We start from the raw sequence: 23,859 nt of genomic DNA on the forward strand, positions 1-23,859 counted from the left end.
ACGCGAATCGGGCGCGGGCGCGGGCGCGGGGCGGGGACCGTGGCAGGCAGGGCGGGTGGGGCGGGTGGGGCGGGGGCGACCTGAGAGGATAGGGGGGTGGCATCCGTGAACCCGCCGCGCGGCATGCGCGACTTCCTCCCTGCAGACAAGGCCCGTCGCGAGCGCGTGCTCGCCGTCATCCGCGACCGCTACCGCGTGCACGGGTTCGATGAGATCGAGACGCCGGTCATGGAGGAGTACGGGCGACTGCACGCCGGCATCGGCGGCGACAACGAGAAGCTCGCCTACAACGTGCTCAAGCGCGGCCTCGACGCCGACGCCATCCGGGCAGCCGCCGACGACCCGGCCGAGCTCACCGACCTCGGCCTGCGCTACGACCTCACGGTGCCGCTCGCGCGCTTCTACGCGAGCCACCGCGGCGAGCTGCCGACCGTGTTCCGCTCGATCCAGATCGCGCCGGTCTGGCGCGCCGAGCGCCCGCAGAAGGGGCGCTACCGCCAGTTCATGCAGTGCGACATCGACATCATGGGGGATGCCTCGGCCCGCGCCGAGTCCGAGCTCATCGTCGCGACACTCGACACCCTGGATGCCCTCGGCCTCGAGGGCGGGAGCGTGCGCATCAACGACCGCCGCGTGCTCGACTGGATGCTCGACAGCTTCGGGTTCGCCGCCGACGAGCGCCCGGGCGTCCTCATCACGATCGACAAGCTCGACAAGATCGGTCCGCAGGGTGTGGCCGCCGAGCTGCGCGAGCGCGGGGCCGCGGCATCCGCGGTCGACGCGTTCGAATCGTTCCTCACGCGGCCGATGACCCTGGAGTACAACCCCTTCGGCGAGCGTCAGGTCCGCAAGCTCCTGCCGGCCGGCGCGCCTGACGAGGTCGTCGCGCACCTGGTCGGGATAGGCGAGGCCGTCGCAGCCGCTCGCGCGGCCACCGGCGGGGCGGAGGCGGACCTGGCCGACATCCCGCTCGTGTTCGACCCGTTCCTCGTTCGGGGCATGGGGTACTACACGGGCACGATCTTCGAGCTCGCCCACCCGTCGGTCGACTATTCGCTCGGCGGCGGCGGCCGCTACGACGGCATGATCGGCCGCTTCCTCGGCCAGGACGTGCCGGCCGTGGGGTTCTCGATCGGCTTCGAGCGCATCGTCGACCTCGTCGAGGCCGCTGCCGACGACCCGCGCCCCGCCGTGGTGCTCGTGCACGACCGCGACGTCGCCGAGCGCGACCTCCTCGCGCACAAGGCGGCCCTGGTCGCGGCGGGCTCGCGCGTGCGACTGGAGCACCGCACGAAGAACCTCAAGGCGCTGCTCGAGCGCGCGACGGCCGACGGCTACACGGCCTTCGCGACGGTGTCGGCCGGTGCCGTGCCGGGGTCGCTCGAACTCAAGCCGCTCGCGTGAGCCTCAGCCGCAGCATCCGGTAGACGATGCCGGCGGCGACGACCAGCGCACCGGCGACCACGCTCTGCCACGGGAGCGTCATGCCCAGCACCACGCAGCCCGCCGCGCCGACGACCTGAAGCACGCGGGGATATCGGCGCGCGCCGGCTCGTTGACGGAGCGCCGCGACGTTGGCCACGAGGTAGTACAGCAGCACGCCGAACGAAGAGAAGCCGATCACGCCGCGCAGGTCGGCGACCAGTACCGCGACGATGACCACCACGGCGATCGCGAGGTCGGCGCGGTGCGGCACTCGCCACCTCGGATGCACCGCCGAGAGGGCACGGGGCAGGTCGCCCTCGTGTGCCATCGCGAACGTCGTGCGCCCGATGCCGGCGATGAGTGCCAGCAGCGCGCCGAGGGATGCCGCGGCCGCCCCCACCCGCACGACGGGCTCCGCCCATGCCCACCCCGCGGCCGCCGTCGCAGCGGCGACGGGCTCGGTGGACGCGGCCGTGGCTTCGGGGCCGAGCGTCGAGAGCACGGTCACGGCGACGAGCGTGTAGACGATCAGAGCGCCGACGAACGCCAGGATGATCGCCCGGGGGATGGTGCGGGCGGGATCCCGCACCTCCTCGCCCATCGTGGCGATGCGGGCGTAGCCGGCGAATGCGAAGAAGAGCAGCCCCGCCGACTGCAGGATCCCGTAGGCGCCCTCGGACCACAGCGCCTCCGGTGCGAGCCATCCCGCGTGATCGGGCGCCGCCCCGCCGGCCGCGATGGCCACGGCCAGCGCGAGCAGGACGACCACGACGATCACGCGAGTCGCCTGCGCCGTACGCGTGACCCCGAACCAGTTCACCGCCGCGAGGGCGGCCACCGTGACGATCGCGACCGGCCGTTCCCAGCCCGGCGGAGCGGCGTATGCGGCGAAGGTCAGCGCCATCGCGGCGCAGCTGGCGAGCTTTCCCACGACGAAGCCCCATCCCGCGACAAAGCCCCACCACGGCCCGAGCTCGGCGCGTCCGTAGGCGTACGTCCCACCCGACGTGGGGTGCGCCACCGCGAGCTGGGCTGTCGACGTGGCGTTGCCGAACGCCACCAGCGCGGCGATGGCGAGCCCCACGAGCAGCCCGCTGCCTGCGGCCGCCGCAGCGGGACCGAAGGCGGCGAAGACTCCGGCGCCGATCATGGAGCCCAGGCCGATGAACACGGCGTCGCCGAGGCCGAGCCTGCGCTGAAGGGAGGGAGTGACCACGGGGGAACCCTATTCCGGCACGGTGAACACGCGCACCGCCCGGGGTCAGCCGGCCGTCGTCACCCGCTTCTTCTCGCGCACGTAGACCTCACGGCGCACGCGAGCGACGACGTCACCCGAGGCATCCGTGATCTCGGTCTCGAACCACTCGAGCACCTTCGCTCCGCCCCGCGCGCGCTCGCGCAGCTCGTCGGCCTTCTCCCGCGGAACCTCGAACCGCGCCGTGAGCACGCCGCGGCCGGGCTTGACGAACTCGATCTCGCCCCGGGTGTCCCACACGACGTAGTTCCGCCCGAGCTGATGCATCACGAGCATGAAGAAGTAGGGGTCGGTCATGGCCGACATCGAGCCGCCGAAGGCGGTCTTGACGTAGTTGCGGGTGACGAGGTTGACGTGCAGCTCGACGGTGGCGCTGGTCCAGTCGTCGGCGAACCGCTTCACGCGGATGCCGCTCCAGAGGTTGGGTGCCCACAGGCTCATGCCGATGGCCAGGCGACGAGGGGTGATGCGCATGCGGGTCATCCTGCCGAGCAGTGACCGGGAGTGCCGCATCGGTTGTGGCAGTCCGACAACTGTTCTACTTGTTATAGAATAGAGGCATGCTCATCCGAATCGACCCTGCGAGCGAGGAGCCCATCTTCGCGCAGGTGGCCGCGTCGGTGAGGACGGATGCCGCGACCGGCCGGCTGCTGCCGGGCGACCGGCTCCCATCCGCACGCGACGTGGCCGACGCCCTCGGCGTCAACCTCCATACCGTGCTGCGCGCCTACCAGGACCTCCGCGACGAGGGACTGGTCGACATGCGGCGGGGGAGAGGCGCCGTGGTGACCGATGCCGCAGCACCGCTCGCTCAGCTGCACGACGACATCTCCGCCCTCGCCCGCCGCGCACGCGCGCTGGGCCTCTCGCCCGACACCCTCGCCTCTCTCGTGAAGGAGACCTCCCGTGACCTCTGAAACCGTCTCGAGCGACGTTCGCCGCGCCCGGCGCGCCTACTTCATCGTCGCCGTCTGGGTTCCCGTCGTACTGACGACCGTGGCGGTGATCCTCCTGCTGGCATGGCTGCCCGAGGTGCCGGCGACTGTTGCGACGCACTGGGGGCGCAGCGGCGCGGCCGACGGGTTCGGACCCGCGTGGTCGGTGCCGCTGCTGACGGCCGCGATCGGCTACGGGCTCGCCGCGCTGTTCGGTGTGATCGCAGGGGGCACCCGCAGGTCGGGCGAATGGGGGCCGGCGGTCCGGTTCCTCGGGGCGCTGGCCTGCGGTACGACGGCGTTCCTGCTCGTGCTGGTGACCGCGTCGTTCGCTATGCAGCGAGGGCTCGCCGATGCTGCCGACGCACCGAGCATCGGGCTGCCGCTCCTCGCCGGGCTGATCTCCGGCGCGATCGCCGGTGCGGCGGCCTGGTTCGCCCAGCCCGCGGTCACGGTGAGCGGCGGCACCGTCGCGGCCGCCCCCGCCGTTGCGCTCTCACGGGACGAGCGGGCTGCGTGGTTCCGAACCACCACGATGTCGCGTCCTGCGATGATCGGCATCGCGGGGGTGACGCTGCTGATGGCCGTCCTCGCCGTCGTCTTCGGCGTCACCGGCGGCGAGCTCTGGTGGCTCTTCGGGGCGCTTGCGCTCCTGTTCACGGTGCTCGCCGCGACGTCCTTCGTGTTCCGGGTGAGCGTGACCGAGGAGGGCCTGCGCGTCCGTTCCCTCGCCGGTGTGCCCCGATTCTCCGTGCCGCTGGCTGAGATCGAGTCCGCCTCGGTCGTGCGCGTAGACCCGACCGCTGAATTCGGCGGCTGGGGATTCCGGCTCGGGCTCGACGGCCGATTCGGCATCGTCCTCCATGCCGGCGAAGCGATCCAGGTCGAGCGGAGAGGCGGGCGTCCGTTCGTGGTGACGGTGGACGATGCACAGACCGGGGCCGGGCTCCTGGCGGCGCTCGTCGCTCGCGCCCAGACAGCCCGCCCTTGACGCATGCCCCCGGCCGCTTGTTGGCTGGGGGCATGAGCGACCCCACCCCCGAGCTGTGGCGCCGCGTCGACGCCTACCTGACCGAGATTCTCGTCGGGCACGACCCCGGCCTCGAACGCGCGGTCGCCGATCAGAACGCCGCCGGTCTGCCCGCGATCGAGGTCGCGCCGGTCAACGGCAAGTTCCTGCACCTGCTCACCCGCATCAGCGGCGCGCGGCGCGTGCTGGAGATCGGAACGCTGGGCGCCTACTCCACGATCTGGATGGCGCGCGGGATCCCCGCGGACGGACGCGTGATCACGATCGAGGCAGAGCCGCGCATCGCCGAGATCGCCCGCGCGAACCTCGAGCGCGCCGGGGTCGCCGACAAGGTCGAGGTGAGGCTCGGGCGGGCCGCCGACGTGCTGCCGACGCTCGACGGCGTCGAGCCCTTCGACCTGGTGTTCATCGACGCCGACAAGGAGTCCAACACCATCTACCTCGACTGGGCCGCCCGGCTCGGACGCCCGGGTACGGTCGTCGTGGTCGACAACACGGTGCGCGGGGGAGAGGTGGCGAACCCGGCCACCGAGAATCCGCAGATCATCGGCGTGCAGCGCGGTCTCGAGATGCTCGGACGCGATCCGCGCTTCGATGCCACGGCCCTGCAGACGCTCGACCTCAAGGGTTATGACGGCGTCGCGCTCGCGATCGTCGTGTGACGCGCGGGGTGGCGAAGGTCTCCGCGAGACGGGCGCGCCTGTGGCGAGGCATCCCGATCACTAGACTCGGACGCGGACCGACGACGCTCCCCAGAACCACCCTCCACAAGCAAGGAGTTCCCCTGTGGCACTTATCGAGGCTGTAGGCGCGCGCGAGATCCTCGACTCGCGCGGTAACCCGACCGTCGAAGTGGAGGTGCTCCTCGACGACGGAATCGTCCAGCGTGCAGCCGTCCCCTCCGGCGCGTCCACCGGAGCCTTCGAGGCGTACGAGCTGCGCGACGGCGACAAGAGCCGTTACAGCGGCAAGGGCGTGCTCAAGGCCGTCGGAGCCGTCATCGACGAGCTCGGCCCCGCGATCGAGGGAGTCGACGCGAGCGAGCAGCGCATCATCGACGAGATCCTCATCGAGGTCGACGGCACGGACAACAAGTCCCGCGTCGGCGCGAACGCGATCCTGGGCGTCTCGCTCGCCGTCGCCAAGGCCGCAGCCGACTCGGCCGATCTGCCGCTCTTCCGCTACCTCGGCGGCCCGAACGCGCACATCCTGCCCGTTCCGCTGTTCAACGTCATCAACGGCGGCGAGCACGCGGACAACGGCATCGACATGCAGGAGTTCTTCCTCGCGCCCATCGGCGCCGAGACGTTCTCGGAGTCGCTGCGCTGGGGCACCGAGGTCTACCACGTGCTGAAGGGCGAGCTCAAGGCCGCCGGCTTCGCCACGGGGCTCGGCGACGAGGGCGGCTTCGCCCCGGATCTGCCGAGCAACCGCGAGGGTCTCGACTTCCTCGTCAAGGCGATCGAGAAGGCCGGCTTCACGCCGGGCTCCGACATCGCCCTCGGCCTCGACGTCGCCGCCACCGAGTTCTTCAACGACGGCGTGTACCGCCTCGACAACAAGGACTGGTCGGCAGCCGAGCTCACCGAGTACTACGTCGGCCTCGTCAACGACTACCCGATCGTCACGATCGAGGACGCGCTCGCCGAGGACGACTGGGACAACTGGAAGGCCCTCACCGACGCGCTCGGCACTCGCACGCAGCTGGTGGGCGACGACCTGTTCGTCACCAACCCGACGCGCCTGGCCGACGGCATCAAGCGCGGCGTGGCCAACTCGCTCCTGGTGAAGGTCAACCAGATCGGCACGCTGTCCGAGACGCTCGACGCCGTCGACATGGCCCACCGTGCCGGCTACACGGCGATGCTGTCGCACCGCTCGGGCGAGACGGAGGACACCACCATCGCCGACCTCGTCGTCGCGACCGGCGCCGGTCAGATCAAGAGCGGCGCGCCCGCCCGCAGCGAGCGCGTCGCGAAATACAATCAGCTTCTGCGCATCGAAGAGGAGCTGGGCGACGCGGCGACGTTCATCGGCCGCGCAGCCTTCCCGCGCTTCCAGGGCTGACACACGTACGAGAGGGGGAGCCGTGGCGAAGACGACGGCTCCCCCTTCGCGTGCCCCGCGCCGGCGCCCCGAGCGCCGGCCGATCGACGTGCGGCAGTGGCTCGGCGGCATCCGGCTCTCCGGATTCATGGTCATCATGCTCGGGCTGGTGGTGCTGGCGGCGTTCGTGCTCGTCCCGACCATCGGCATGTACGTCGACCAGAGACAGCAGATCGCGGCGCTCGAGGCCGCCGTCGAGGTGAGCCGCGAAGAGGTCGCCGACCTCGAGGCGCAGCGCGAACGGTGGACCGACCCCGCCTACATCACGACCCAGGCGCGCGAGCGCCTGTACTACGTCCGCCCCGGCGAGGTCGTCTACCTCGTCGACAACGACCTCCCTCCCGAGCGGGTGCCGCAGGAGCAGGCCGCCGTCAGCGACGAGGTCGAGCAGACGCGCACCGACTGGATGGCGCAGCTCGTGCGCTCGGTGACGACGGCGGGCCTCGCCCAGACCGTGCGGGCGCCCGCCGGCGGAGTCCCCGACGAGGGGCCGACCCCCACGCCGTCGGACACGCCCTGACCCTGTACCGGGAACGCGCTGACGTCCGATCCGGCCTGCGGCGAGGCATCCCGATCCAGCCGCTTGCCAGGCGCCACCGCTAGCCTGGCGAGGTGACGACCGTGCCGTTCCCCCCTGCCACCGACGCCGACCTCGCCGTCCTCGGCGAGCAGCTCGGGCGGCCCGCCCGCGGCGTCGTCGGAATCGCTGCGCGGTGCGTGTGCGGGAACCCCACTGTGGTGGCCACGTCGCCGCGGCTCCCCGACGGGACGCCGTTCCCGACCTTCTACTACCTGACCCACCCCGCGGCCACCGTCGCGATGTCGGTGCTCGAGGCCGCACACGTGATGCGCGAGCTCAACGACGCCCTCACCGAGGACGAAGAACTGGCTGCGGCCTACGTGCGCGCGCACGAGGCGTACCTGCGCGATCGCGCCGCATACGGCGAGGTGGAGGAGATCGAGGGGGTCTCCGCCGGGGGAATGCCCACGCGCGTGAAGTGCCTGCATGCCCTCGCCGGGCACGCGCTCGCCGCCGGCCCCGGCGTCAATCCGATCGGCGATCGAGCTCTCGCGCTCTCGTCGTGGTCACCCGACCGCTGCGTGTGCGCCCAGCCCGGGACGGCCGGATGACCCGTGGCCTCCTCGCGGCTGTCGCCGCGACCGCCGCGGCGCTGACGCTCGTCACCGCCGCGCCCGCGGCCGCCGTCGTTCCGGATGCTCCTTCCGAGGATCCGGTCCGCGCCGCCGAGTACTGGCTCGATGACTACGGCATCGAGGAGGCGTGGGAGACGACGCGCGGCAAGGGCGTCACCATCGCGGTCATCGACACGGGCATCGGCAAAGGCCCCGTCGAGTTCGAGGGTGCCGTCGTCGACGGCACCGACGTGTCGGGGGTCGGAACACCGGACGGCCGCACCCCGGTGGGCGCCGTCGACGCGAACCACGGATCCTGGGTCGCCTCCCTCGCTGCGGGGCGCGGGACCGGCGACGACACCGGCATGATCGGCGTGGCCCCCGAGGCCGAGCTGCTGTCCGTGTCGGTAGGGTTCGGTTCCGCGGCGACGAAGTCCTTCACCGAGCAGATCGCCGAGGCGATCCACTGGTCCGTCGACCACGGCGCCGAAGTCATCAACATGTCGCTCACGACCAACGTGCCGGACTGGGACGAGAGCTGGGACGAGGCGTTCCTCTACGCGTACGAGCACGACGTGGTGGTCGTGGTCGCCGCCGGCAACCGGGGGAGCGGCACCACCCGCGTCGGCGCTCCCGCGACCATCCCGGGCGTGCTGACGGTCGCCGGAGTCGACCCCGACGGCAAGGCGAGCGTCGACGCCTCCACCCAGGGCATCACGATCGGCGTGTCGGCCCCGAGCGAAGACCTGGTCGGCGTCTCGGCAGACGGCCGGCTCGTGCTCTGGAACGGCACGAGCGGCGCGGCGCCCATCGTCGCCGGAGTCGCCGCGCTGGTGCGTGCGGCGCACCCCGACCTCGACGCGAACAACGTCATCAACCGCATCGTCAAGACGGCCCGGCCGCCCTCGGGGGCGACGGCCGAGCACGACCCGCTGTACGGCTATGGACTCGTGGATGCCGCAGCCGCGGTGTCGGCGAAGGTGCCCGCCGTCTCCGCCAACCCGATGGGCAGCCTGACGGACTGGATCCGCCTGTACCGCCGCGCGCAGACCGACCCGGTGCCGCAGCAGCCGGTGGAGCCGGTCACCGTCCCGCCGCTCCCACGTCCGGACAGCGCCGAGCGCGCGGCATCCCCGCTCCTGCCCTCCGGCAACACCCTTCTCTACGGGACGCTGCCGCTCTCGGTGGCCACGGCGGCGGCTATACTGGTGGCGCTCGGCGTCACCGCTGCTGTCCGACGCATCCGATCGTCGTCCCGCGCGCCGAGCCGCTGACCCAGGAGGAGTACTCCACTCGTGACCAACACCGTGCCCAAGATCCTCATCGTCGGTGGCGGATACGCAGGCTTCTACACGGCCTGGAAGCTCGAGAAGCATCTGCGCAAGGGCGAGGCAGAGGTGACGATCGTCGACCCGCTGCCCTACATGACGTATCAGCCGTTCCTCCCCGAGGTCGCGGCCGGCTCCATCGAGGCCCGTCACTCCGTGGTCGCGCTGCGCCGTCACCTGAAGAAGACCACCGTGGTCGCCGCGAAGGTCACGGGCATCAACCACGCGAACAAGGTCGCCACGATCACTCCGATCGCCGGTGATCCGTACGAGTTCGAGTACGACCAGATCGTCGTCACCGCCGGTGCCGTGTCGCGCACATTCCCGATCCCGGGAATCGCCGACAACGCGATCGGCCTCAAGACGATCGAGGAGGCCGTCGCGATCCGCGACCGCCTGATGTCGAACTTCGACAAGGCCTCGGTCCTGCCCCCCGGCCCCGAGCGCGACCGCCTGCTGACGGTCGTCGTGGTCGGCGGCGGCTTCGCGGGCATCGAGGTCTTCGCCGAGCTGCGCTCCCTCGCGTCCTCGCTCGTGAAGAGCTACCCGCAGCTGACGTTCGACGACACGCACTTCCACCTGGTCGAGGCGATGGGGCGCATCATGCCCGAGGTGTCGCTGAAGACGAGCGAGTGGGTGCTGAAGGACCTCGCCAAGCGCGGCGCGTTCGTGCACCTCGACACGCAGGTCACCGGCGCCATCGACGGCAACATCGAGCTCTCCACCGGAGAGACCATCCCGAGCGACCTGATCATCTGGACCGCCGGCGTGATGGCCAACCCGACCGTCGTGCGCGGCGGCGACCTCCCCGTCGAAGAGCGCGGCCGCATCCGCACCCGCGCCGACCTGCGCGTCGGCTCCGACGACGAGATCGTCGAGGGCGCCTGGGCGGCCGGCGACGTCTCGGCCGTTCCCGATCTCACGGGCGGCGGCGTCGGCGGCTACTGCGTGCCCAACGCGCAGCACGCGGTGCGTCAGGCGAAGCTCCTCGCGAAGAACCTCATCGCCGTCCTGCGCGGCGAGGTGCCCCGCGAGTACTTCCACAAGAACCTCGGCGCCGTCGCGGGCCTCGGCCTCTACAACGGCGTCTTCCAGTCGGGCAACCTCGCGCTCAAGGGCTTCGTCGCCTGGGTCGCGCACCGCGGCTACCACGGTCTGGCGATGCCCTCGTGGGAGCGCAAGTGGCGCGTGCTCTGGGGCTGGTGGAACAACCTCTGGCTGCGCCGCGACCTCGTCAACCTCTCCACGGTGCAGAACCCGCGCTACGTGTTCGAGGAGTTCGCGGCACGCCCGCGGCCCCCGCAGCCGGCCGTCACGCCGCCGGCGGAGCCGCGCGAGCAGGGCAAGAAGGCCGACCAGCCCGAGAAGGTGAAGGCCGACAAGGCCGCTGCCGAGAAGGCGACCGCCTCGCGCTGACGCAGCGGCCCGGGCACGCCCGGGCGGTAGCGTGGAGGCGTTCGCTGCGGCGGGCGCCCCCGTAGCCCAATCGGCAGAGGCAGGCGACTTAAAATCGCTTCAGTCTGGGTTCGAGTCCCAGCGGGGGTACGTGTTCCAGGCCCTCGTCGACGATGCGCGCACCGGACTGCGATGGTCGGCACGGGTGGTCGACGTCGCGTCAGGCGAGACCCTCGCCGAACATGAGCCCGCGAGAGTCCTGCCGACCGCGAGCATCGGCAAGATCCTCCTGCTCCTCGAGCTGTCCCGGCGCTTCCGCACCCGCGAGCTCGATCCGTCCGCTTCCGTCGATCGCGGTGACGAGCAGGTCGCCGACTCCGGCCTGTGGCAGGTATTGGATGCCGCGTCCCTCACGCTCGGCGATGCGGCGCGGCTCGTCGGAGCCGTGAGCGACAACCTCGCCACGAACGTCCTCCTCGACACCGTCGGCCTCCACGCGGTCGCCCGCATGGCGACCTTCCTCGGCCTGCGCGACACGGCGCTGCTCGATCGGGTGCGCGACGAACGCGGGCCGCGGCATCCGCTCGCCCTTTCCCGCGGGTCCGCAGCCGAGCTCGCCTCGCTCGCCGCCGCCGTGGAGCGGGGCGAGGCCGTCGACCCCGACGTCAGCGCGGAGGTGCGCGGCTGGCTCTCACTCGGCACCGATCTGTCGATGGTCGCGTCGGCCTTCGGCCTCGACCCGCTCGCACACCGCGACCCCGACCGCGGAATCGCGCTGTGGAACAAGACGGGGACCGACGCGCGCGTGCGCGCGGACGTCGGGGTCGTCCGTGGGCCGCAGCGCGCCGTCGCCTACGCGGTTCTCGCCGAGTGGGCGCCCACCGCCGATACCGGTGTCCGCGACGTCGTGCTCGAGGCGATGCGCGACACCGGGCGGCGGCTGCGCTCGCTCCTCGATCGCGACACATCCACGGCAGGTCGGACAGCACGAGCGCCGGGCTCTAGGCTGTAGCGCATGTGCGCGCACCCGAAGCGGGCCGTATGAGCCTCGATCTGCTGTCATCGCCCATCGCGACCGAGCCGTGGAAGAACCCGGCATCGTTCTGGGGCGGTCTGACGCACGCCGTCCGCGACATCTCGGGTCCGGTCGCCACCCTGAGCCTTCCCGCCCTGCGCTACAACGCCCTCGACATGGTCGTGCGCGCCGGCGGGGTGCCGATCCGCGTGGCGAGCAAGTCCGTGCGCGTGCGCGAGGCGATCGATGCGACCCTGGCGATGGCGGGCTATCAGGGCATCCTCGCCTTCACCCTGCCGGAGGCGCTCTGGCTGGCCGAGACGCACGATGACATCGTCGTGGGGTATCCGACCGCCGACCGCGCGGCCATCGCGGCGCTCGCGGCGAACGAGCGGGCGGCGCGACGAATCACCCTCATGGTCGACGACCTCGCCCAGCTCGACCTCGTCGACGCCGTGGCGGCACCAGGCGCCCGACCGGAGATCCGCGTGGCCATCGACGCCGACGCCTCGTGGCGTGCACCTGGCCTCGGCCACATCGGCGTCTTCCGTTCTCCCGTGCACGAGCCCGGCGAGGTCGCCGCGCTCGGCCGAGGCATCGCCGCCCGCCCGGGATTCCGACTCGTCGGCCTCATGATGTACGAGGCGCAGATCGCCGGTCAGGGCGACGACACCGGCTCGGGCGACGGCATGATCCGGTGGATGCAGCGCCGGTCGTCCCGCGAGCTGCTCGAGCGCCGCTCCGAGATCGTGGCGGCGCTGCGCGACATCGCGCCGCTCGAGTTCGTCAACGGCGGCGGCACCGGCTCCCTCGAGTTCACGGCATCCGATCAGTCCGTCACCGAGCTCACCGCGGGCAGCGGACTGCTGGCCGGCCACCTCTTCGACGGCTACCGGTCGTTCGACCTCGCACCCGCTGCCGCCTTCGCGCTCGAGGTCGTCCGCAAGCCGGCGCCCGACGTCGCGACGGTGCTCGGGGGCGGATGGATCGCGTCGGGCCCGCCGGTCGCGTCACGGCAGCCGCTCCCGGTGTGGCCCGAGGGTCTGCGGACGATGCCACGCGAGGGGGCCGGGGAGGTCCAGACCCCGCTCAAGGGCGAAGCGGCGCGCGATCTGCGCGTCGGCGACCGCGTCTGGTTCCGCCACTCCAAGAGCGGAGAGCTGGCCGAGCGTGTCGACCGGTATCACGTCGTCGACGGAGAGCAGCTCGTCGGCGAGGTGCCCACCTACCGGGGCAAGGGGAAGGCCTTCCTGTGACGCGCCCGGGTGGAAAGTGGCAGAACTGGGGGCGCTCCGAGTCGGTGCGGCCGCGCCGCGTCGAGTTCCCCCGCACCGCGGAGGCGGTGCGGCGCGCCGTTATGGCCGCGTCCGCGCAGAAGATCCCCGTGAAGGCCGTCGGCGCGGGTCACAGCTTCACGGGCATCGCGGTCGCACCCGGTGCACTGCTCGACCTCACCGACCTCACCGGCCTCGTCTCCGCCGATGTGGAGCGGTCGCGTATCACGCTGCGCGCCGGCACGCGCCTGCATCAGATCCCGGCGCTTCTCGCGCCGTACGGACTCGCGATGGAGAACCTCGGCGACATCGACCGGCAGTCGATCTCCGGCGCGATCTCGACCGGAACGCACGGCACCGGCGCCCGCTTCGGCGGCATCGCGGCGCAGGTCGTCGGCGCGACGCTCGTGACGGCATCCGGCGAGATGCTCACCGTGAGCGAGGCCGAGAACGCCGAACTCGTGCCGGCCGTCGCGCTGGGCCTCGGCGCGCTGGGCATCCTGGTCGACGTCACGGTGCAGTGCGTCCCGGCGTTCGTGCTTCACGCGGTCGAGCAGCCGGAAGACCTCGGAGTGGTGCTGAACGACCTCGACGCGCGGGTCGCCGAGACCGACCACTTCGAGTTCTACTGGTTCCCGCACACCGATCGCGCGATGACGAAGACCAATACGCGTCTGCCCGAGAGCGCCCCGCGCCATCCGCTGCCGATCGTGGGCAAGTGGGTCGACGACACGGTGGTCGGCAGCGGGCTGCACCAGGTGGCGTGCAGCGTCGCGCGGGCGGTTCCCGCGACGATCCCGCCGATCAATCGCCTCTCGGTGAAGCTCTGGGGGGATCGCGAGTTCACGGATGCCTCGTCCCGCGTGTTCGCGACCTCACGGTCCGTCCGCTTCCGCGAGATGGAGTACGCGCTCCCCGTCGAGAACGTGCGTCCGGCGTTCGACGCGCTGCGTGCGCTCATCGACGAGCGGGGCTGGCGCATCTCCTTCCCTGTGGAGGTGCGCTTCGCGGCGGCCGACGATCGGTGGATGTCGACCGCGCACGGCCGGGCCTCGGCCTACATCGCCGTCCACCGCTACTGGCGGGAGGACCCGACGGAGTACTTCGAGGCGGTGGAGCAGATCATGCTCGGCTTCGGCGGGCGTCCGCACTGGGGCAAGATGCACACGCTGGATGCCTCGATCCTGCGTGACCGGTACCCGCGGTTCGACGACTTCGTAGCGCTCCGCGATCGGCTCGACCCGGAGCGGCTGTTCGCCAACCCGTACCTGCGGCGCGTGCTCGGTGAGTAACGCCTGAGAGTCCACCGGCCCGGCAGTGTGGCGGGGGTGGCCGTGGCTAGGATGAGGGAAACCTCGAACGGAGTATCCGGCTATGTGGGAATGGCTGATCCCGGTCCTGATCGTTGTGGCTCTTGCCGCGATCGTCGGGATCTACCTGTGGGCCACGTACAACTCGCTCGTTCAGCTGAACGTGCGCGTCGATGAGGCGTGGAGCGACATCACTGTCCAGCTCAAGCGCCGTGCCGACCTGCTGCCGAACCTCATCGAGGCGGTGAAGGGCTACGCGGCGCACGAGAAGGCTGTCTTCGAGAACGTCACGCGTGCGCGGGCTGAGACGCTTTCGGCCGGCGGCCCTGCCGAGGCAGGCCTGGCAGAAGGACACATGCAGCAGGCGCTCAAGTCGCTGTTCGCCGTGGCCGAGGCCTACCCGCAGCTGCAGGCGAGCCAGAACTTCCTGCACCTCCAGCAGTCGATCGTCGACACCGAAGACAAGATCCAGGCCTCCCGCCGGTTCTACAACGGCGGCGTGCGCGAGCTGAACACCAAGATCAAGGTGTTCCCGAACAACCTCTTCGCCCGCAACCTCGGCTTCCACGAGCGCGAGTTCTTCGAGGTGGTCGACGGCGCTGCCATCTCGGAGCCCCCGCGCGTTCAATTCTGACGCGGCGCGGCGTCGCACGCCCGCGCTAGCGTCTCCCCATGACCCACCGCCTGACGCGCGAGCAGGCTCGGCGCGTCGCCGTGAGCGCCCAGCTGCTGTCGGCCGACCGGCCGGCGGGAATCGTCGAGACCATCGACGCACTGACGGTGGTGAACATCGAGCCCACCGCGGCGATCGCTCCGAGCGCCGACCTCATCCTGTGGTCGCGGCTCGGCTGGCCGTACCAGCCGGCCGACCTCGTGCGGCTCGTCGAGGAGGATCGCGCCGTCTTCGAGTGGGGCGGCTTCTACCGCACGATGGCCGACCTGCCGCTCCTGCGACCCGAGATGGCGACACGCCCTCACTCGCGCGAGGCGAGGGAGTGGCTTCAGGCGAACGACGTGTTCCGTCGCGAGGTCATGGCGAAGCTGCGGGCAAAGGGTCCGCTGCGTCCGGTCGACATCCCCGACACGGCGCAGGTGTCATGGCGCTCGTCGGGCTGGACGAACAACCGCAACACGCTCCAGCTCCTCGAGATGCTGGTTCTCCGCGGTGACGTCGCGATCTCGTCGCGTGACTCCGGCGGTCGCCTGTTCGATCTCGCCGAGCGGGTGTATCCGCAGGACCAGCCGGTCCTGTCGGCCGAGGCGGCGGCGCAGGAGCGCGCCGAGCGCAGGCTGACGTCGTACGGCGTCGCACGCGCGAAGAGTCTCGCCCAGCCCATCGAGCCCGTCGACGTCGGCGAGGTGGGCGAGGAGGCGACGATCGACGACACGGCGGGAAGGTGGCGCATCGATCCCGACGCCCTCGCGACGGTCGACGACTTCCGGCCGCGCACCGCATTGCTGTCGCCGTTCGATCGGCTCGTGTTCGACCGTAAGCGCCTCGAGGAGATCTTCGGCTACGAGTACCTGCTCGAGATGTACAAGCCCGCCGCAAAGCGACGCTGGGGCTATTTCGCGTTGCCGATCCTTCACGGCGACCGGTTCGTGGGCAAGCTCGATGCCAAGGCCGACCGCAGAGCAGGAGTGCTGCGCGTCTTCGCGGTGCATGAGGACTCTCCGTTCGACCCCGAGACGACCGATGCCGTTCATCGCGAGATCCATGATCTCGCGCACTGGCTCGGCCTCGACGTGCAGGGGCTGCCGGACGCGTGATCAGCGGACGGCGAGGATCATGTCGTCGCCGGTGAAGCGGATCGAGCCGCGCAGCGCCCAGTCGTCGGCCCGGTAGGTGAAGCTCGCCTGCTCGCCGCTGTGGGTCGTGCCCGTGGCGGTCGCGACGATCACTCCACCGGTCGCGTCGAAGGCGCTGCCGTCGTCGTGAAGGGCGACGACCGGATGCTCGTCGACGCGGAAGGCGATGCCGTCGAGCGTGGCCAGGTCTGCGGCCCACGGAACGCGCAGGCCGCAGTTGTCGCGCACCGCGGCCGCGGGGCGGGCGCAGCCATCGGCGTACGCGTCGATCCGCTCCTGCGCGAGCTTGGTCGCCGCGGGCGACAGCACGGCGTCGATGATGACGGCGGCCGGCTCGTCGGTGCTCACCGCGACCGTCTGCGAACCCGCGAGGATCCCGCGGGGTGCCGCCTGCACCTCGTATTCCGCGGGCAGGAGCGGCAGATCGGTCGCTGCGGGAGCGAGCGCATCGCCCACCCATACGGCGTCGCCTCCTGCACCGGCTCCGAGCGCAGTCTCAGCGCGGAGAACGCCGAGGTAGTCGCCGGTGAGCCGCCAGCCGGTTCCTGAGTCCTGAAGTGCGAAGCTCACCGTGCGCGCTTCGCCCCCGAGCAGCGCCTCCGCCTCCACCGACGCCACGCCGTCTTCGCCGACGCGCACGTCGACCAGCTCCGCGTCCTCGATGTACGACGTCGCCCCGGCGAAGGCTTCCTCCAGGGTCACCTCGGCGTCGTCGCCGAGGTCGGCCTCGCGGAGGGCGTCGATCGCCCCGAAGTCGCCCGCCTCCAGAGCCCGGAGGTACGCCTCCGCAGCGGCCCCGGCGGACGGAGGGCGGCTGGTGAACCACCAGACGCCACCCACCGTCAGTACGACTGCGGCCGTCGCTGCGACGATCCCGACGACCGCTCCGCGTTTCACCTCTCCACGCTAGCCCGCGGGCTCGTCGGCTGCGAGCGCGACCGGCTCAGGGCGTCCGGCCTCGTGACGCGCGGCCTCGGGGAGCGCCGCGGCGAGATCATCCACCGCGTTCCCCCATCGCGAGACCGAGATGCGCTCGAGCGACTGCCAGCGCGCGGCTGCCCGGAGCTCGTCGGCGAGGCGGGCCGCGGCATCCGCCGGCCTGCCGTGCTCCCACCAGGCCGACTGCACGAGCAGGGTCGAGGCGGCGCGATCGGCTTTGAGGTCGACGCGGCCGACGATGTCGTCGCCGACCAGAACGGGCAGCGAGTAATAGCCGTACCGGCGCTTCGGCGCCGGCGTGTAGATCTCGATGCGGTACTCGAAGTCGAAGAGCCGCTCGGCGCGGTCGCGGAACCAGACGACCGGGTCGAAGGGCGTCAGGAGCGCCGTGGCATCGACGCGGCGGGGGAGTGACGCGTCGCGGTGGACCCACGCCGGCGACGGACGGCCGGCGGTGGTCCACCCCTGGACCGTCACCGGCAGCAGCTCGCCCGCATCGGTCAGGTCCTGAACGGCCGCCAGGACCGCGCGGCGATCGGCGATCCGCCAGTAGTCCGCCAGATCGGCGGCCGTCGCCACCCCGTACGCGCGCGCCGCGCGTCGGACGAGCTCGCGGATCGCGTCGTCGCGCGGGACCGGAGGTGCCAGCGCCTCGGCGGGGATGACGTCGGAGGCCAGCCCGTAGCGCCGTTCGAAGCCGCGACGGCCGGCGATCGCCACCTCGCCGAACATCCAAAGGTACTCCAGCGCATTCTTCACCTCGTCCCAGTCCCACCACTGCCCGCGCGCGCCCTTCGGGGCGTCGCGCTCGATCTGTGCGGGGCGCAGGGGGCCGCGATCGGCCAGCTCGGCTCTCACCCAGTCCACGATCTTGGCGTGGCTCTGGAACCACCCGTCGGGCTGGGTGCCGTACTTGGCGCGCAGGGCCTCCATGCGGAAGCCGAACAGCGACCAGTCGGATGCCGGGATGAACGCCGCGACGTGCGCCCAGTACTCGACGTAGGGCGGGCGCCGGGTGAACAGCAGGCGGTCGAGCGCCGCCGGGTCATAGGGCCCGACGCGCGAGAAGAGGGGCATGTAGTGCGACCGCGCGAAGACGTTCACCGAATCGATCTGCAGCGTCGCCATGCGCGCCAGCGCCAGATTGAGCTGGCGGGTGCCGGGCGCGGCCGGACGCGGTCGGGCGAAGCCCTGCGCCGCGAGGGCGATGCGGCGTGCCTCGGCTGCGCTGAGCGTGGACTTCACCCGCGAAAGCCTAGCCACCGGCCCCGACACCCAGGGCGGCAGGAGCGTTCGGGGTGTGCGGGCGCATGACTCGCGCGGCATGCGACGCGCCTAGACTGGCGGAATGAGCGGCTCCGACGACAAGCCTCGCGGCTCGCTGTTCGACGCGTTCCGCGATCGGAGCAGGGTCGTCTCGACCGAGCTCTCGGGCACGATCCCGCGCGGTCTGCGCATTGCGACGGCCTACTCGTGGCGCTTCCTGGTCGTCGCGGCGGCCATCGGCGTCGCCGTGTGGCTCGTCATCCAGCTCAAGCTGCTGGTGATCCCGCTCCTGGTCGCGATCCTCGTCACAGCACTGCTGTGGCCGGTCTTCACCTGGATGCTGCGTCACCGCGTCCCTCGCTGGCTCGCGATCGTCGTCTCCGTCGTCGGCACCGTCGCCATCGTGGGCGGCCTGCTGTGGCTCGTGGCGTGGCAGATCACCCGCCAGTGGTCGGAAGTGCAGGCCAGCACCGTCGAGGCCATGGACAGCTTCCGCGACTACCTGATCCAGGGCCCCCTCCACCTCAGCGAGGCGGAGATCGACAACCTGCTCGCCCAAGGCTGGACTGTGCTGCAGGAGCAGGCCGAGCTCGTGTGGTCGGGCGCGCTCGCCATCGGCAGCACCGTCGGCCACGTCCTCGCCGGCGGCATCCTCGCGTTCTTCATCCTCCTGTGCCTGCTCGCCGACGGCGCGGGCATCTGGCGTTGGACGCTGCGCCTCTTCCCGCGCAAGGCCCGGCCCGCCGCCGACGGAGCCGGACGCGCCGGCTGGGTGACGGTCGTCAACTACGCGCGCACCCAGCTGCTCGTCGCCACGATCGACGCCATCGGCATCGGCCTCGGCGCGTTCCTCCTCGGCGTCCCGCTGGCGATCCCGATCGCCGTCCTCGTCTTCCTCGGCGCGTTCGTGCCGATCGTCGGTGCTGTCGTCACGGGCGCCGTCGCCGTCTTCCTCGCCCTCGTGTACAACGGTCCCTGGATCGCCCTGTGGATGCTCATCGTGGTCCTCGGCGTGCAGCAGCTCGAGGGGCATGTGCTCCAGCCGCTCGTCATGGGATCAGCGGTCAAGGTTCACCCGCTCGCGGTCGTCCTCGTCGTCGCCGGCGGAGCCATGATCGCGGGCATCCCCGGTGCCCTGTTCGCGGTGCCGCTCGCGGCGTTCGTCAACGTCGTGGCCGTCTACCTCGGGCAGCGATCGTGGGAGACCGGCGTCAGACCGACGGGCGATCTCATCTGGAGCACCGTCCCGCGCCCGAGCAGGAGACCTACGTGAGCATGACCTCGCCCTCGGCGCGCCATCTGGCCGCGCCCACCCTCGCCGACGTTGCGGATGCCGCGGCCACCCTCGACGGGGTGATCACGCACACCCCGCTCGACGAGTCGCTGCACCTCTCCGATCTCATGGGCGTCCCGGTGCATCTGAAGCTCGAGAACCTCCAGCGCACGGGGTCGTTCAAGATCCGCGGCGCGACCTACCGGCTCTCGCGGCTGACCGAGCAGGAGCGAGCGCGCGGCGTGGTGGCCGCGTCGGCCGGCAACCACGCGCAGGGCGTCGCGCTCGCGGCGAAGTCGCTCGGCATTCCCGCGACGATCTTCATGCCGCTCGGCGTTCCGGTCCCCAAGCTCCTCGCCACGCGCGGATACGGAGCGGATGTCGTGCTCGAGGGCGCGACGGTCGAGACGCCCCTGCGCCTGGCCGCGGAGTTCGCCGAGCGCACCGGCGCCGTGTTCATCCACCCGTTCGACCACCCGGATGTGATCGCCGGTCAGGGAACGCTCGGGCTCGAGCTCATGGACGATCTTCCCGAGGTCGACACGATCGTCCTCGGCATCGGCGGCGGCGGGCTCATCGCCGGCGTGGCGGCGGCGGTCAAGGCGCGTGCCGCGGCCGAGGGCCGCACCGTGCGCGTGATCGGCGTCCAGGCCGAGAACTCGGCGGCCTATCCAGGGTCGCTCGCGGCGGGGCATCCGATCGAGGTCTCCACGCGGCCCACCATCGCCGACGGGATCGCGGTCGCCCGGCCGGGCGACCTGCCGTTCTCCATCATCCGCGACCTCGTCGACGACGTCGTGACGGTGTCGGAGGACGACATCGCGCGCGCGCTCCTCGTGCTGCTGGAGCGGGCCAAGCAGGTCGTCGAGCCGGCCGGCGCGGTCGGCGTCGCTGCGATCCTCGCAGGCAAGGTGCAGGCCGCCGGACCCGTCATCAGCGTGCTGTCGGGCGGCAACATCGACCCCCTGCTGCTGCAGCGGGTCGTCGCGCACGGGTTGTCGGCGTCCGGTAGGTACATGACGCTGCAGATCCCTCTGCCCGACCGCCCCGGTCAGCTCGCGCGGGTGTCGGAGCTCCTCGCGCAAGCCGGAGCCAACGTCATCGAGGTGCTGCACACCCGCCACGGACAGGGCCTGCAGATCAGCGAGGTGATCCTGCAGCTCAGCGTCGAGACGCGCGGCGAGGAGCACCGCGCGCACGTCATCTCGGTGCTCGAGCAGGCCGGCTACGCGCCGACCGTCATGCCCAATTAGACGCGGGGCCGCGCGGTCACTGCCCGGTGTACGTCTCGACCTTGACGATCTCGACGGAGATCTCGCGGCCGTTGGGCGCGGTGTACGACGTCTTCTCGCCCTCCTTGCGGCCGAGGATCGCCTCACCCAGGGGGGAGGCCTCGCTGTAGACGTCGAGCTCGGAGCCGGCCGCGATCTCGCGGTTGCCGAGCAGGAACACCTCTTCGCCACCCGCGACGATCGCCGTGATGACGGTGCCGGGCTCGACGACGCCCGTCGACTCGGGGGCCTCGGACACGGTGGCGGTCTTCAGCAGGTGCTGGAGCGTGCGGATGCGCGCCTCCTGCTTGCCCTGCTCGTCCTTCGCCGCGTGGTAGCCGCCGTTCTCCTTGAGGTCGCCCTCCTCGCGAGCGGCTTCGATGCGCTTCGCGATCTCCTCCCGGCCGGTGGTCGAGAGGTGCTCGAGCTCGGCGGCGAGGCGGTCGTAGGCATCCTGAGTGAGGAAGGTCACGGGGGCATCGCTGGACACGTCTTGCTCCTTCGGTGTGGGGCGACGGTCGATATGTCAAACGCCCCGGCTCTCGGCCAGGGCGCGTATCGACTGCAGTCGGCCCAGACTACGTCACCCAGCAGGAGTTGACAAAACCTGTGGTGGCCTCAGCCGTGGTGGGAATGAGCTCTCGCAGAGACTGGGCGTGGCTCTCGCCGGCAGCGATCTCCACCACGCGCCACCCCACGACGCCGTGCTCGCGGTCCTGCGCCTCGACCGCACACGCGACGGAGCGCCCCGGGGGAGCGGTGACCTGGAAGCTGACCGTCACGGAGTGCTCGTCGACGACCTCGAACCCGGTCGTGTCGACGTCGACGGCGTCGAGCGACCCGGAGACGGTGAACCAGCCGAACAGGGCGACGACCGCTGCGGCGACCGCGATCGCGACGCCGATGATCCACCGGCGGGCGGGTGAGCGCGTGCGTCCGTACCGCTCGTCGAGCATCTGCTGGGTCGTCATCGCCGTCCGTCGGGAAGATTAGGCTGGGGTTCCAGGCTATGCGCTTCCGAGCGCCGCCGTGGCCACCCGCACGGCCCGATCCGGGCAGAACGAGGACTCCCCATGCACGACGCACTCGCCGCACTCGCGCTCGCGGCGGCGACCGCGACCCCGACTCCCGCGCCGTCGATGATCGACCCCGACCAGGTGACGCCGGGCGCGTGGGGCTTCGTGATCACCGCGTTCGTGGCGGTCCTGACGATCCTGCTGGTGTGGGACATGATCCGCCGCATCCGCCGCGGCCGGGTGCGCGCCGACCTCCTCGACGAGCTCGAGGCCGAACGTCAGGCCGACAGCGCCGTCGAGGCGACCGAGACCGACGGCGAGGACATCGCGCCCGACGAGCCCACCGGCGGCGCGAAGCGCTGAGCACCGGCATCCCGCCATCACGCGGTTCGGGATGCCGCGACCCTGCCCGCGCGGATCAGCCGGGCAGGCCCAGCGAGGGCGACAGCGGGTCGAGCGCGATGATCAGGCACGCCGTCCAGTGGCAGAGGAACGCCAGCACCGTGCACAGGTGGAAGATCTCGTGGAAGCCGAAGTGGCCCGGCCACGGGTTGGGGCGCTTCATCGCGTAGACGACGGCGCCTCCGGTGTAGAGGAGCCCGCCGATCGCGACGAGCAGCATCATCGCGACGCTGGCCCGCAGGAGGTCGGGGAGGTACATCACCGCGGCCCAGCCGAGCACGAGGTAGAGCGCGACGTACAGCCAGCGGGGCGCGTGGATCCAGAAGACCCGGAAGAGGATCCCCACCAGGGCGCCCGACCAGACCAGTGTCAGCAGCAGCGTGCCCTGTCGCGGCGGCAGGGCCAGGACCGCGATCGGAGTGTAGGTGCCGGCGATGAGCAGCACGATGTTCGCGTGGTCGATGCGCTTGAGCACGGCCTTGGTCTTCGGTCCCCAGTTGAAGCGGTGGTAGAGCGCGGAGTTCCCGAAGAGGAGCAGCGACGTGGCCATGAAGACGGCGCACGACCACTTGGCGGCCGCGCCCTCCGCGACGATGATCAGCACGATGCCCGCCACGATGGCGACAGGGAAGGTGGCGGCGTGGAGCCAGCCGCGCCAGGTCGGCTTGATCTCCGGAGTCGCGGCGTCGACCGCCGCGGCGTCGAGGAGCGGCAGCACGGGGACGTCCGGAACCTGGGAAGGGCGGGTGCGACGGCTCATCCACCCAGCGTAGGCCTCCGGGCATGCCGCGGGCGGTACATGGGCGTGGCGCTCGGCGGGCGGTAGCGTAGGCCTGTGGCGCGCACAGGGTCGAACGAGGGCAGGGGGCCCCTCTACCGTCTCTACATCAACCGCCTCCGCCGTCGGCTCGAGCCCGCCGCAGTGCCGCGTCACGTCGCGATGATGATCGACGGCAACCGGCGGTGGGCGAAGCAGCTCGGCTTCGACTCCGCCGCCCACGGCCACCGGGCCGGCGCGGCCAAGATGCACGAGTTCCTGGGGTGGTGCGACGACGTCGGGGTGAAGGTCGTGTCGCTGTACCTGCTGTCGACCGACAACCTCCGCAAGCGCGATTCGCGCGAGCTCTCCGACCTCATCGAGATCATCGCCGAGCTCGCCCACGAACTGTCGCTCGAGCCCGACTGGCGGGTGCAGGCGGTCGGCCGCTCCGAGCTGCTGCCGCCCGAGCTCGCGCGCGTCCTCGCCGACGCCGAGGAGCGCACCAAGGACCACACCGGCCTCCACGTGAACCTGGCCGTCGGCTACGGCGGCCGTGGCGAGATCGTCGACGCGGTGCGCAGCATCATCGCGCAGCACGACGAGGAGGGCGGATCCCTCGAGGAGCTCGCCGCGAGCCTCACGCCCGAGCAGATCGGCGAGCACCTCTACACGGGCGGACAGCCCGATCCCGATCTCGTGATCCGCACCTCGGGGGAGCAGCGGCTGAGCGACTTCCTGCTGTGGCAGTCCGCGCACTCCGAGTTCTACTTCGTCGAGGCGCTCGGCCCCGACCTGCGCGAGGTCGACTTCCTGCGCGCCATCCGCGACTTCTCCAGCCGCGACCGCCGCTACGGGAGCTGATCCGCGCGCTCCGCCCGCACCCCCGCGCCCGGGCGCGCCATGCCATGATGTGTCA

The 23,859-nt window shown here is 71.3% G+C and carries 25 protein-coding genes and 1 tRNA gene; 19 read left to right on the plus strand and 7 right to left on the minus strand.

The window, feature by feature from the left end:
- Positions 1-123 precede the first annotated feature (123 nt).
- Entirely contained in the window at positions 124-1,404 is a 1,281-nt protein-coding gene (gene hisS / locus JX005_RS06445; protein ID WP_214466695.1) for a histidine--tRNA ligase, read from the plus strand.
- On the opposite strand, the gene JX005_RS06450 is transcribed toward hisS, so the two are convergent.
- On the minus strand, positions 1,388-2,575 hold the full coding sequence (locus tag JX005_RS06450) for an APC family permease (protein ID WP_246533667.1): 1,188 nt from the start codon (positions 2,573-2,575) through the stop codon (positions 1,388-1,390). The two genes, hisS and JX005_RS06450, sit on opposite strands and share 17 nt — an antisense overlap.
- 111 nt (positions 2,576-2,686) lie before the next feature.
- Positions 2,687-3,154 carry a PaaI family thioesterase gene (locus tag JX005_RS06455; protein WP_214466583.1) on the minus strand — a complete coding sequence of 156 codons (468 nt, stop codon included), beginning with the start codon at positions 3,152-3,154 and terminating at the stop codon, positions 2,687-2,689.
- Between the two features lie 86 nt (positions 3,155-3,240).
- On the opposite strand from JX005_RS06455, the gene JX005_RS06460 reads away from it, so the two are divergent.
- From JX005_RS06460 to JX005_RS06525, 14 genes are all read left to right on the plus strand, one after another.
- Positions 3,241-3,597 carry a GntR family transcriptional regulator gene (locus JX005_RS06460; protein WP_214466584.1) on the plus strand — a complete coding sequence of 119 codons (357 nt, stop codon included), beginning with the start codon at positions 3,241-3,243 and terminating at the stop codon, positions 3,595-3,597.
- Entirely contained in the window at positions 3,587-4,606 is a 1,020-nt protein-coding gene (locus tag JX005_RS06465; RefSeq protein WP_214466585.1) for a DUF1648 domain-containing protein, read from the plus strand. The genes JX005_RS06460 and JX005_RS06465 overlap by 11 nt, the downstream gene beginning before the upstream one ends.
- Before the next feature lie 32 nt (positions 4,607-4,638).
- Positions 4,639-5,307, plus strand: coding sequence for an O-methyltransferase (locus JX005_RS06470; RefSeq protein ID WP_214466586.1), 669 nt, complete (start codon positions 4,639-4,641; stop codon positions 5,305-5,307).
- Between the two features lie 124 nt (positions 5,308-5,431).
- The gene (eno, locus tag JX005_RS06475) at positions 5,432-6,712 is read left to right on the plus strand and encodes a phosphopyruvate hydratase (RefSeq protein WP_214466587.1); all 1,281 of its coding nucleotides are present in this window, start codon (positions 5,432-5,434) and stop codon (positions 6,710-6,712) included.
- A 22-nt stretch (positions 6,713-6,734) separates the two neighbouring features.
- Positions 6,735-7,271, plus strand: a complete 537-nt coding sequence (locus tag JX005_RS06480) for an FtsB family cell division protein (RefSeq protein ID WP_307858515.1) — start codon at positions 6,735-6,737, stop codon at positions 7,269-7,271.
- A gap of 92 nt (positions 7,272-7,363) precedes the next feature.
- The gene (locus tag JX005_RS06485; protein WP_214466588.1) at positions 7,364-7,882 is read left to right on the plus strand and encodes a DUF501 domain-containing protein; all 519 of its coding nucleotides are present in this window, start codon (positions 7,364-7,366) and stop codon (positions 7,880-7,882) included.
- Entirely contained in the window at positions 7,879-9,159 is a 1,281-nt protein-coding gene (locus JX005_RS06490; RefSeq protein ID WP_214466589.1) for a S8 family serine peptidase, read from the plus strand. The genes JX005_RS06485 and JX005_RS06490 overlap by 4 nt, the downstream gene beginning before the upstream one ends.
- A gap of 33 nt (positions 9,160-9,192) precedes the next feature.
- Positions 9,193-10,629, plus strand: a complete 1,437-nt coding sequence (locus tag JX005_RS06495) for an NAD(P)/FAD-dependent oxidoreductase (protein WP_214466697.1) — start codon at positions 9,193-9,195, stop codon at positions 10,627-10,629.
- 55 nt (positions 10,630-10,684) lie between these two features.
- Positions 10,685-10,758 (plus strand) — tRNA-Leu (locus JX005_RS06500).
- A gap of 1 nt (position 10,759) precedes the next feature.
- Complete coding sequence (locus JX005_RS06505; protein ID WP_214466590.1) at positions 10,760-11,620, plus strand: serine hydrolase; 861 nt, start codon at positions 10,760-10,762, stop codon at positions 11,618-11,620.
- A gap of 29 nt (positions 11,621-11,649) precedes the next feature.
- A complete protein-coding gene (locus JX005_RS06510; RefSeq protein WP_214466591.1) occupies positions 11,650-12,879 on the plus strand; it encodes an alanine racemase in 1,230 nt (409 codons plus the stop codon).
- Entirely contained in the window at positions 12,876-14,189 is a 1,314-nt protein-coding gene (locus JX005_RS06515) for a D-arabinono-1,4-lactone oxidase (RefSeq protein ID WP_214466592.1), read from the plus strand. Before JX005_RS06510 ends, JX005_RS06515 begins: the two co-directional genes overlap by 4 nt.
- Before the next feature lie 82 nt (positions 14,190-14,271).
- Positions 14,272-14,841, plus strand: a complete 570-nt coding sequence (locus JX005_RS06520; RefSeq protein WP_214466593.1) for a LemA family protein — start codon at positions 14,272-14,274, stop codon at positions 14,839-14,841.
- Positions 14,842-14,879: 38 nt separating this feature from the next.
- Positions 14,880-15,977, plus strand: a complete 1,098-nt coding sequence (locus JX005_RS06525; protein WP_214466594.1) for a DNA glycosylase AlkZ-like family protein — start codon at positions 14,880-14,882, stop codon at positions 15,975-15,977.
- Here JX005_RS06525 and JX005_RS06530 read toward each other — a convergent pair whose 3' ends face one another.
- Together JX005_RS06530 and JX005_RS06535 are read right to left on the minus strand one after the other, a co-directional pair.
- Complete coding sequence (locus JX005_RS06530; protein ID WP_214466595.1) at positions 15,978-16,913, minus strand: hypothetical protein; 936 nt, start codon at positions 16,911-16,913, stop codon at positions 15,978-15,980.
- 9 nt (positions 16,914-16,922) lie between these two features.
- Entirely contained in the window at positions 16,923-18,200 is a 1,278-nt protein-coding gene (locus JX005_RS06535) for a winged helix-turn-helix domain-containing protein (RefSeq protein ID WP_214466596.1), read from the minus strand.
- 103 nt (positions 18,201-18,303) lie between these two features.
- Between JX005_RS06535 and JX005_RS06540 the strand changes: the two genes are divergently transcribed.
- Both JX005_RS06540 and ilvA read left to right on the plus strand, forming a co-directional pair.
- The gene (locus JX005_RS06540) at positions 18,304-19,494 is read left to right on the plus strand and encodes an AI-2E family transporter (RefSeq protein WP_214466597.1); all 1,191 of its coding nucleotides are present in this window, start codon (positions 18,304-18,306) and stop codon (positions 19,492-19,494) included.
- Between the two features lie 2 nt (positions 19,495-19,496).
- On the plus strand, positions 19,497-20,747 hold the full coding sequence (gene ilvA, locus JX005_RS06545) for a threonine ammonia-lyase (protein WP_214466698.1): 1,251 nt from the start codon (positions 19,497-19,499) through the stop codon (positions 20,745-20,747).
- A 16-nt stretch (positions 20,748-20,763) separates the two neighbouring features.
- Here ilvA and greA read toward each other — a convergent pair whose 3' ends face one another.
- Both greA and JX005_RS06555 read right to left on the minus strand, forming a co-directional pair.
- Complete coding sequence (gene greA, locus JX005_RS06550; RefSeq protein WP_214466598.1) at positions 20,764-21,255, minus strand: transcription elongation factor GreA; 492 nt, start codon at positions 21,253-21,255, stop codon at positions 20,764-20,766.
- 88 nt (positions 21,256-21,343) lie between these two features.
- The gene (locus tag JX005_RS06555) at positions 21,344-21,736 is read right to left on the minus strand and encodes a DUF4307 domain-containing protein (protein ID WP_214466599.1); all 393 of its coding nucleotides are present in this window, start codon (positions 21,734-21,736) and stop codon (positions 21,344-21,346) included.
- 102 nt (positions 21,737-21,838) lie between these two features.
- On the opposite strand from JX005_RS06555, the gene JX005_RS06560 reads away from it, so the two are divergent.
- Positions 21,839-22,144, plus strand: coding sequence for a hypothetical protein (locus JX005_RS06560; RefSeq protein WP_214466600.1), 306 nt, complete (start codon positions 21,839-21,841; stop codon positions 22,142-22,144).
- A 55-nt stretch (positions 22,145-22,199) separates the two neighbouring features.
- Here the strand turns inward: JX005_RS06560 and trhA are convergent, their stop codons facing one another.
- A complete protein-coding gene (trhA, locus tag JX005_RS06565) occupies positions 22,200-22,943 on the minus strand; it encodes a PAQR family membrane homeostasis protein TrhA (RefSeq protein ID WP_214466601.1) in 744 nt (247 codons plus the stop codon).
- Positions 22,944-23,018: 75 nt separating this feature from the next.
- Here trhA and JX005_RS06570 point away from each other — a divergent pair, with 75 nt between their 5' ends.
- Positions 23,019-23,804 (plus strand): isoprenyl transferase, encoded by a 786-nt coding sequence (locus tag JX005_RS06570; protein ID WP_214466602.1) that lies wholly within the window; start codon positions 23,019-23,021, stop codon positions 23,802-23,804.
- Positions 23,805-23,859: the final 55 nt, after the last annotated feature.

Origin of the sequence: Microbacterium flavescens (genome assembly GCF_018588945.1) — a bacterium.
Taxonomy (GTDB): domain Bacteria; phylum Actinomycetota; class Actinomycetes; order Actinomycetales; family Microbacteriaceae; genus Microbacterium; species Microbacterium flavescens.

Excerpts from the sequence above, each read along its gene's own strand:
- hisS (WP_214466695.1), top strand. The coding sequence starts at position 124 with ATGCGCGACTTCCTCCCTGCAGACAAGGCCCGTCGCGAGCGCGTGCTC.
- JX005_RS06450 (WP_246533667.1), bottom strand. The coding sequence starts at position 2,575 with ATGATCGGCGCCGGAGTCTTCGCCGCCTTCGGTCCCGCTGCGGCGGCC.
- JX005_RS06455 (WP_214466583.1), bottom strand. The coding sequence starts at position 3,154 with ATGCGCATCACCCCTCGTCGCCTGGCCATCGGCATGAGCCTGTGGGCA.
- JX005_RS06460 (WP_214466584.1), top strand. The coding sequence starts at position 3,241 with ATGCTCATCCGAATCGACCCTGCGAGCGAGGAGCCCATCTTCGCGCAG.
- JX005_RS06470 (WP_214466586.1), top strand. The coding sequence starts at position 4,639 with ATGAGCGACCCCACCCCCGAGCTGTGGCGCCGCGTCGACGCCTACCTG.
- JX005_RS06490 (WP_214466589.1), top strand. The coding sequence starts at position 7,879 with ATGACCCGTGGCCTCCTCGCGGCTGTCGCCGCGACCGCCGCGGCGCTG.
- JX005_RS06510 (WP_214466591.1), top strand. The coding sequence starts at position 11,650 with ATGAGCCTCGATCTGCTGTCATCGCCCATCGCGACCGAGCCGTGGAAG.
- JX005_RS06520 (WP_214466593.1), top strand. The coding sequence starts at position 14,272 with ATGTGGGAATGGCTGATCCCGGTCCTGATCGTTGTGGCTCTTGCCGCG.
- JX005_RS06525 (WP_214466594.1), top strand. The coding sequence starts at position 14,880 with ATGACCCACCGCCTGACGCGCGAGCAGGCTCGGCGCGTCGCCGTGAGC.
- JX005_RS06540 (WP_214466597.1), top strand. The coding sequence starts at position 18,304 with ATGAGCGGCTCCGACGACAAGCCTCGCGGCTCGCTGTTCGACGCGTTC.
- ilvA (WP_214466698.1), top strand. The coding sequence starts at position 19,497 with ATGACCTCGCCCTCGGCGCGCCATCTGGCCGCGCCCACCCTCGCCGAC.
- JX005_RS06555 (WP_214466599.1), bottom strand. The coding sequence starts at position 21,736 with ATGACGACCCAGCAGATGCTCGACGAGCGGTACGGACGCACGCGCTCA.
- JX005_RS06560 (WP_214466600.1), top strand. The coding sequence starts at position 21,839 with ATGCACGACGCACTCGCCGCACTCGCGCTCGCGGCGGCGACCGCGACC.
- trhA (WP_214466601.1), bottom strand. The coding sequence starts at position 22,943 with ATGAGCCGTCGCACCCGCCCTTCCCAGGTTCCGGACGTCCCCGTGCTG.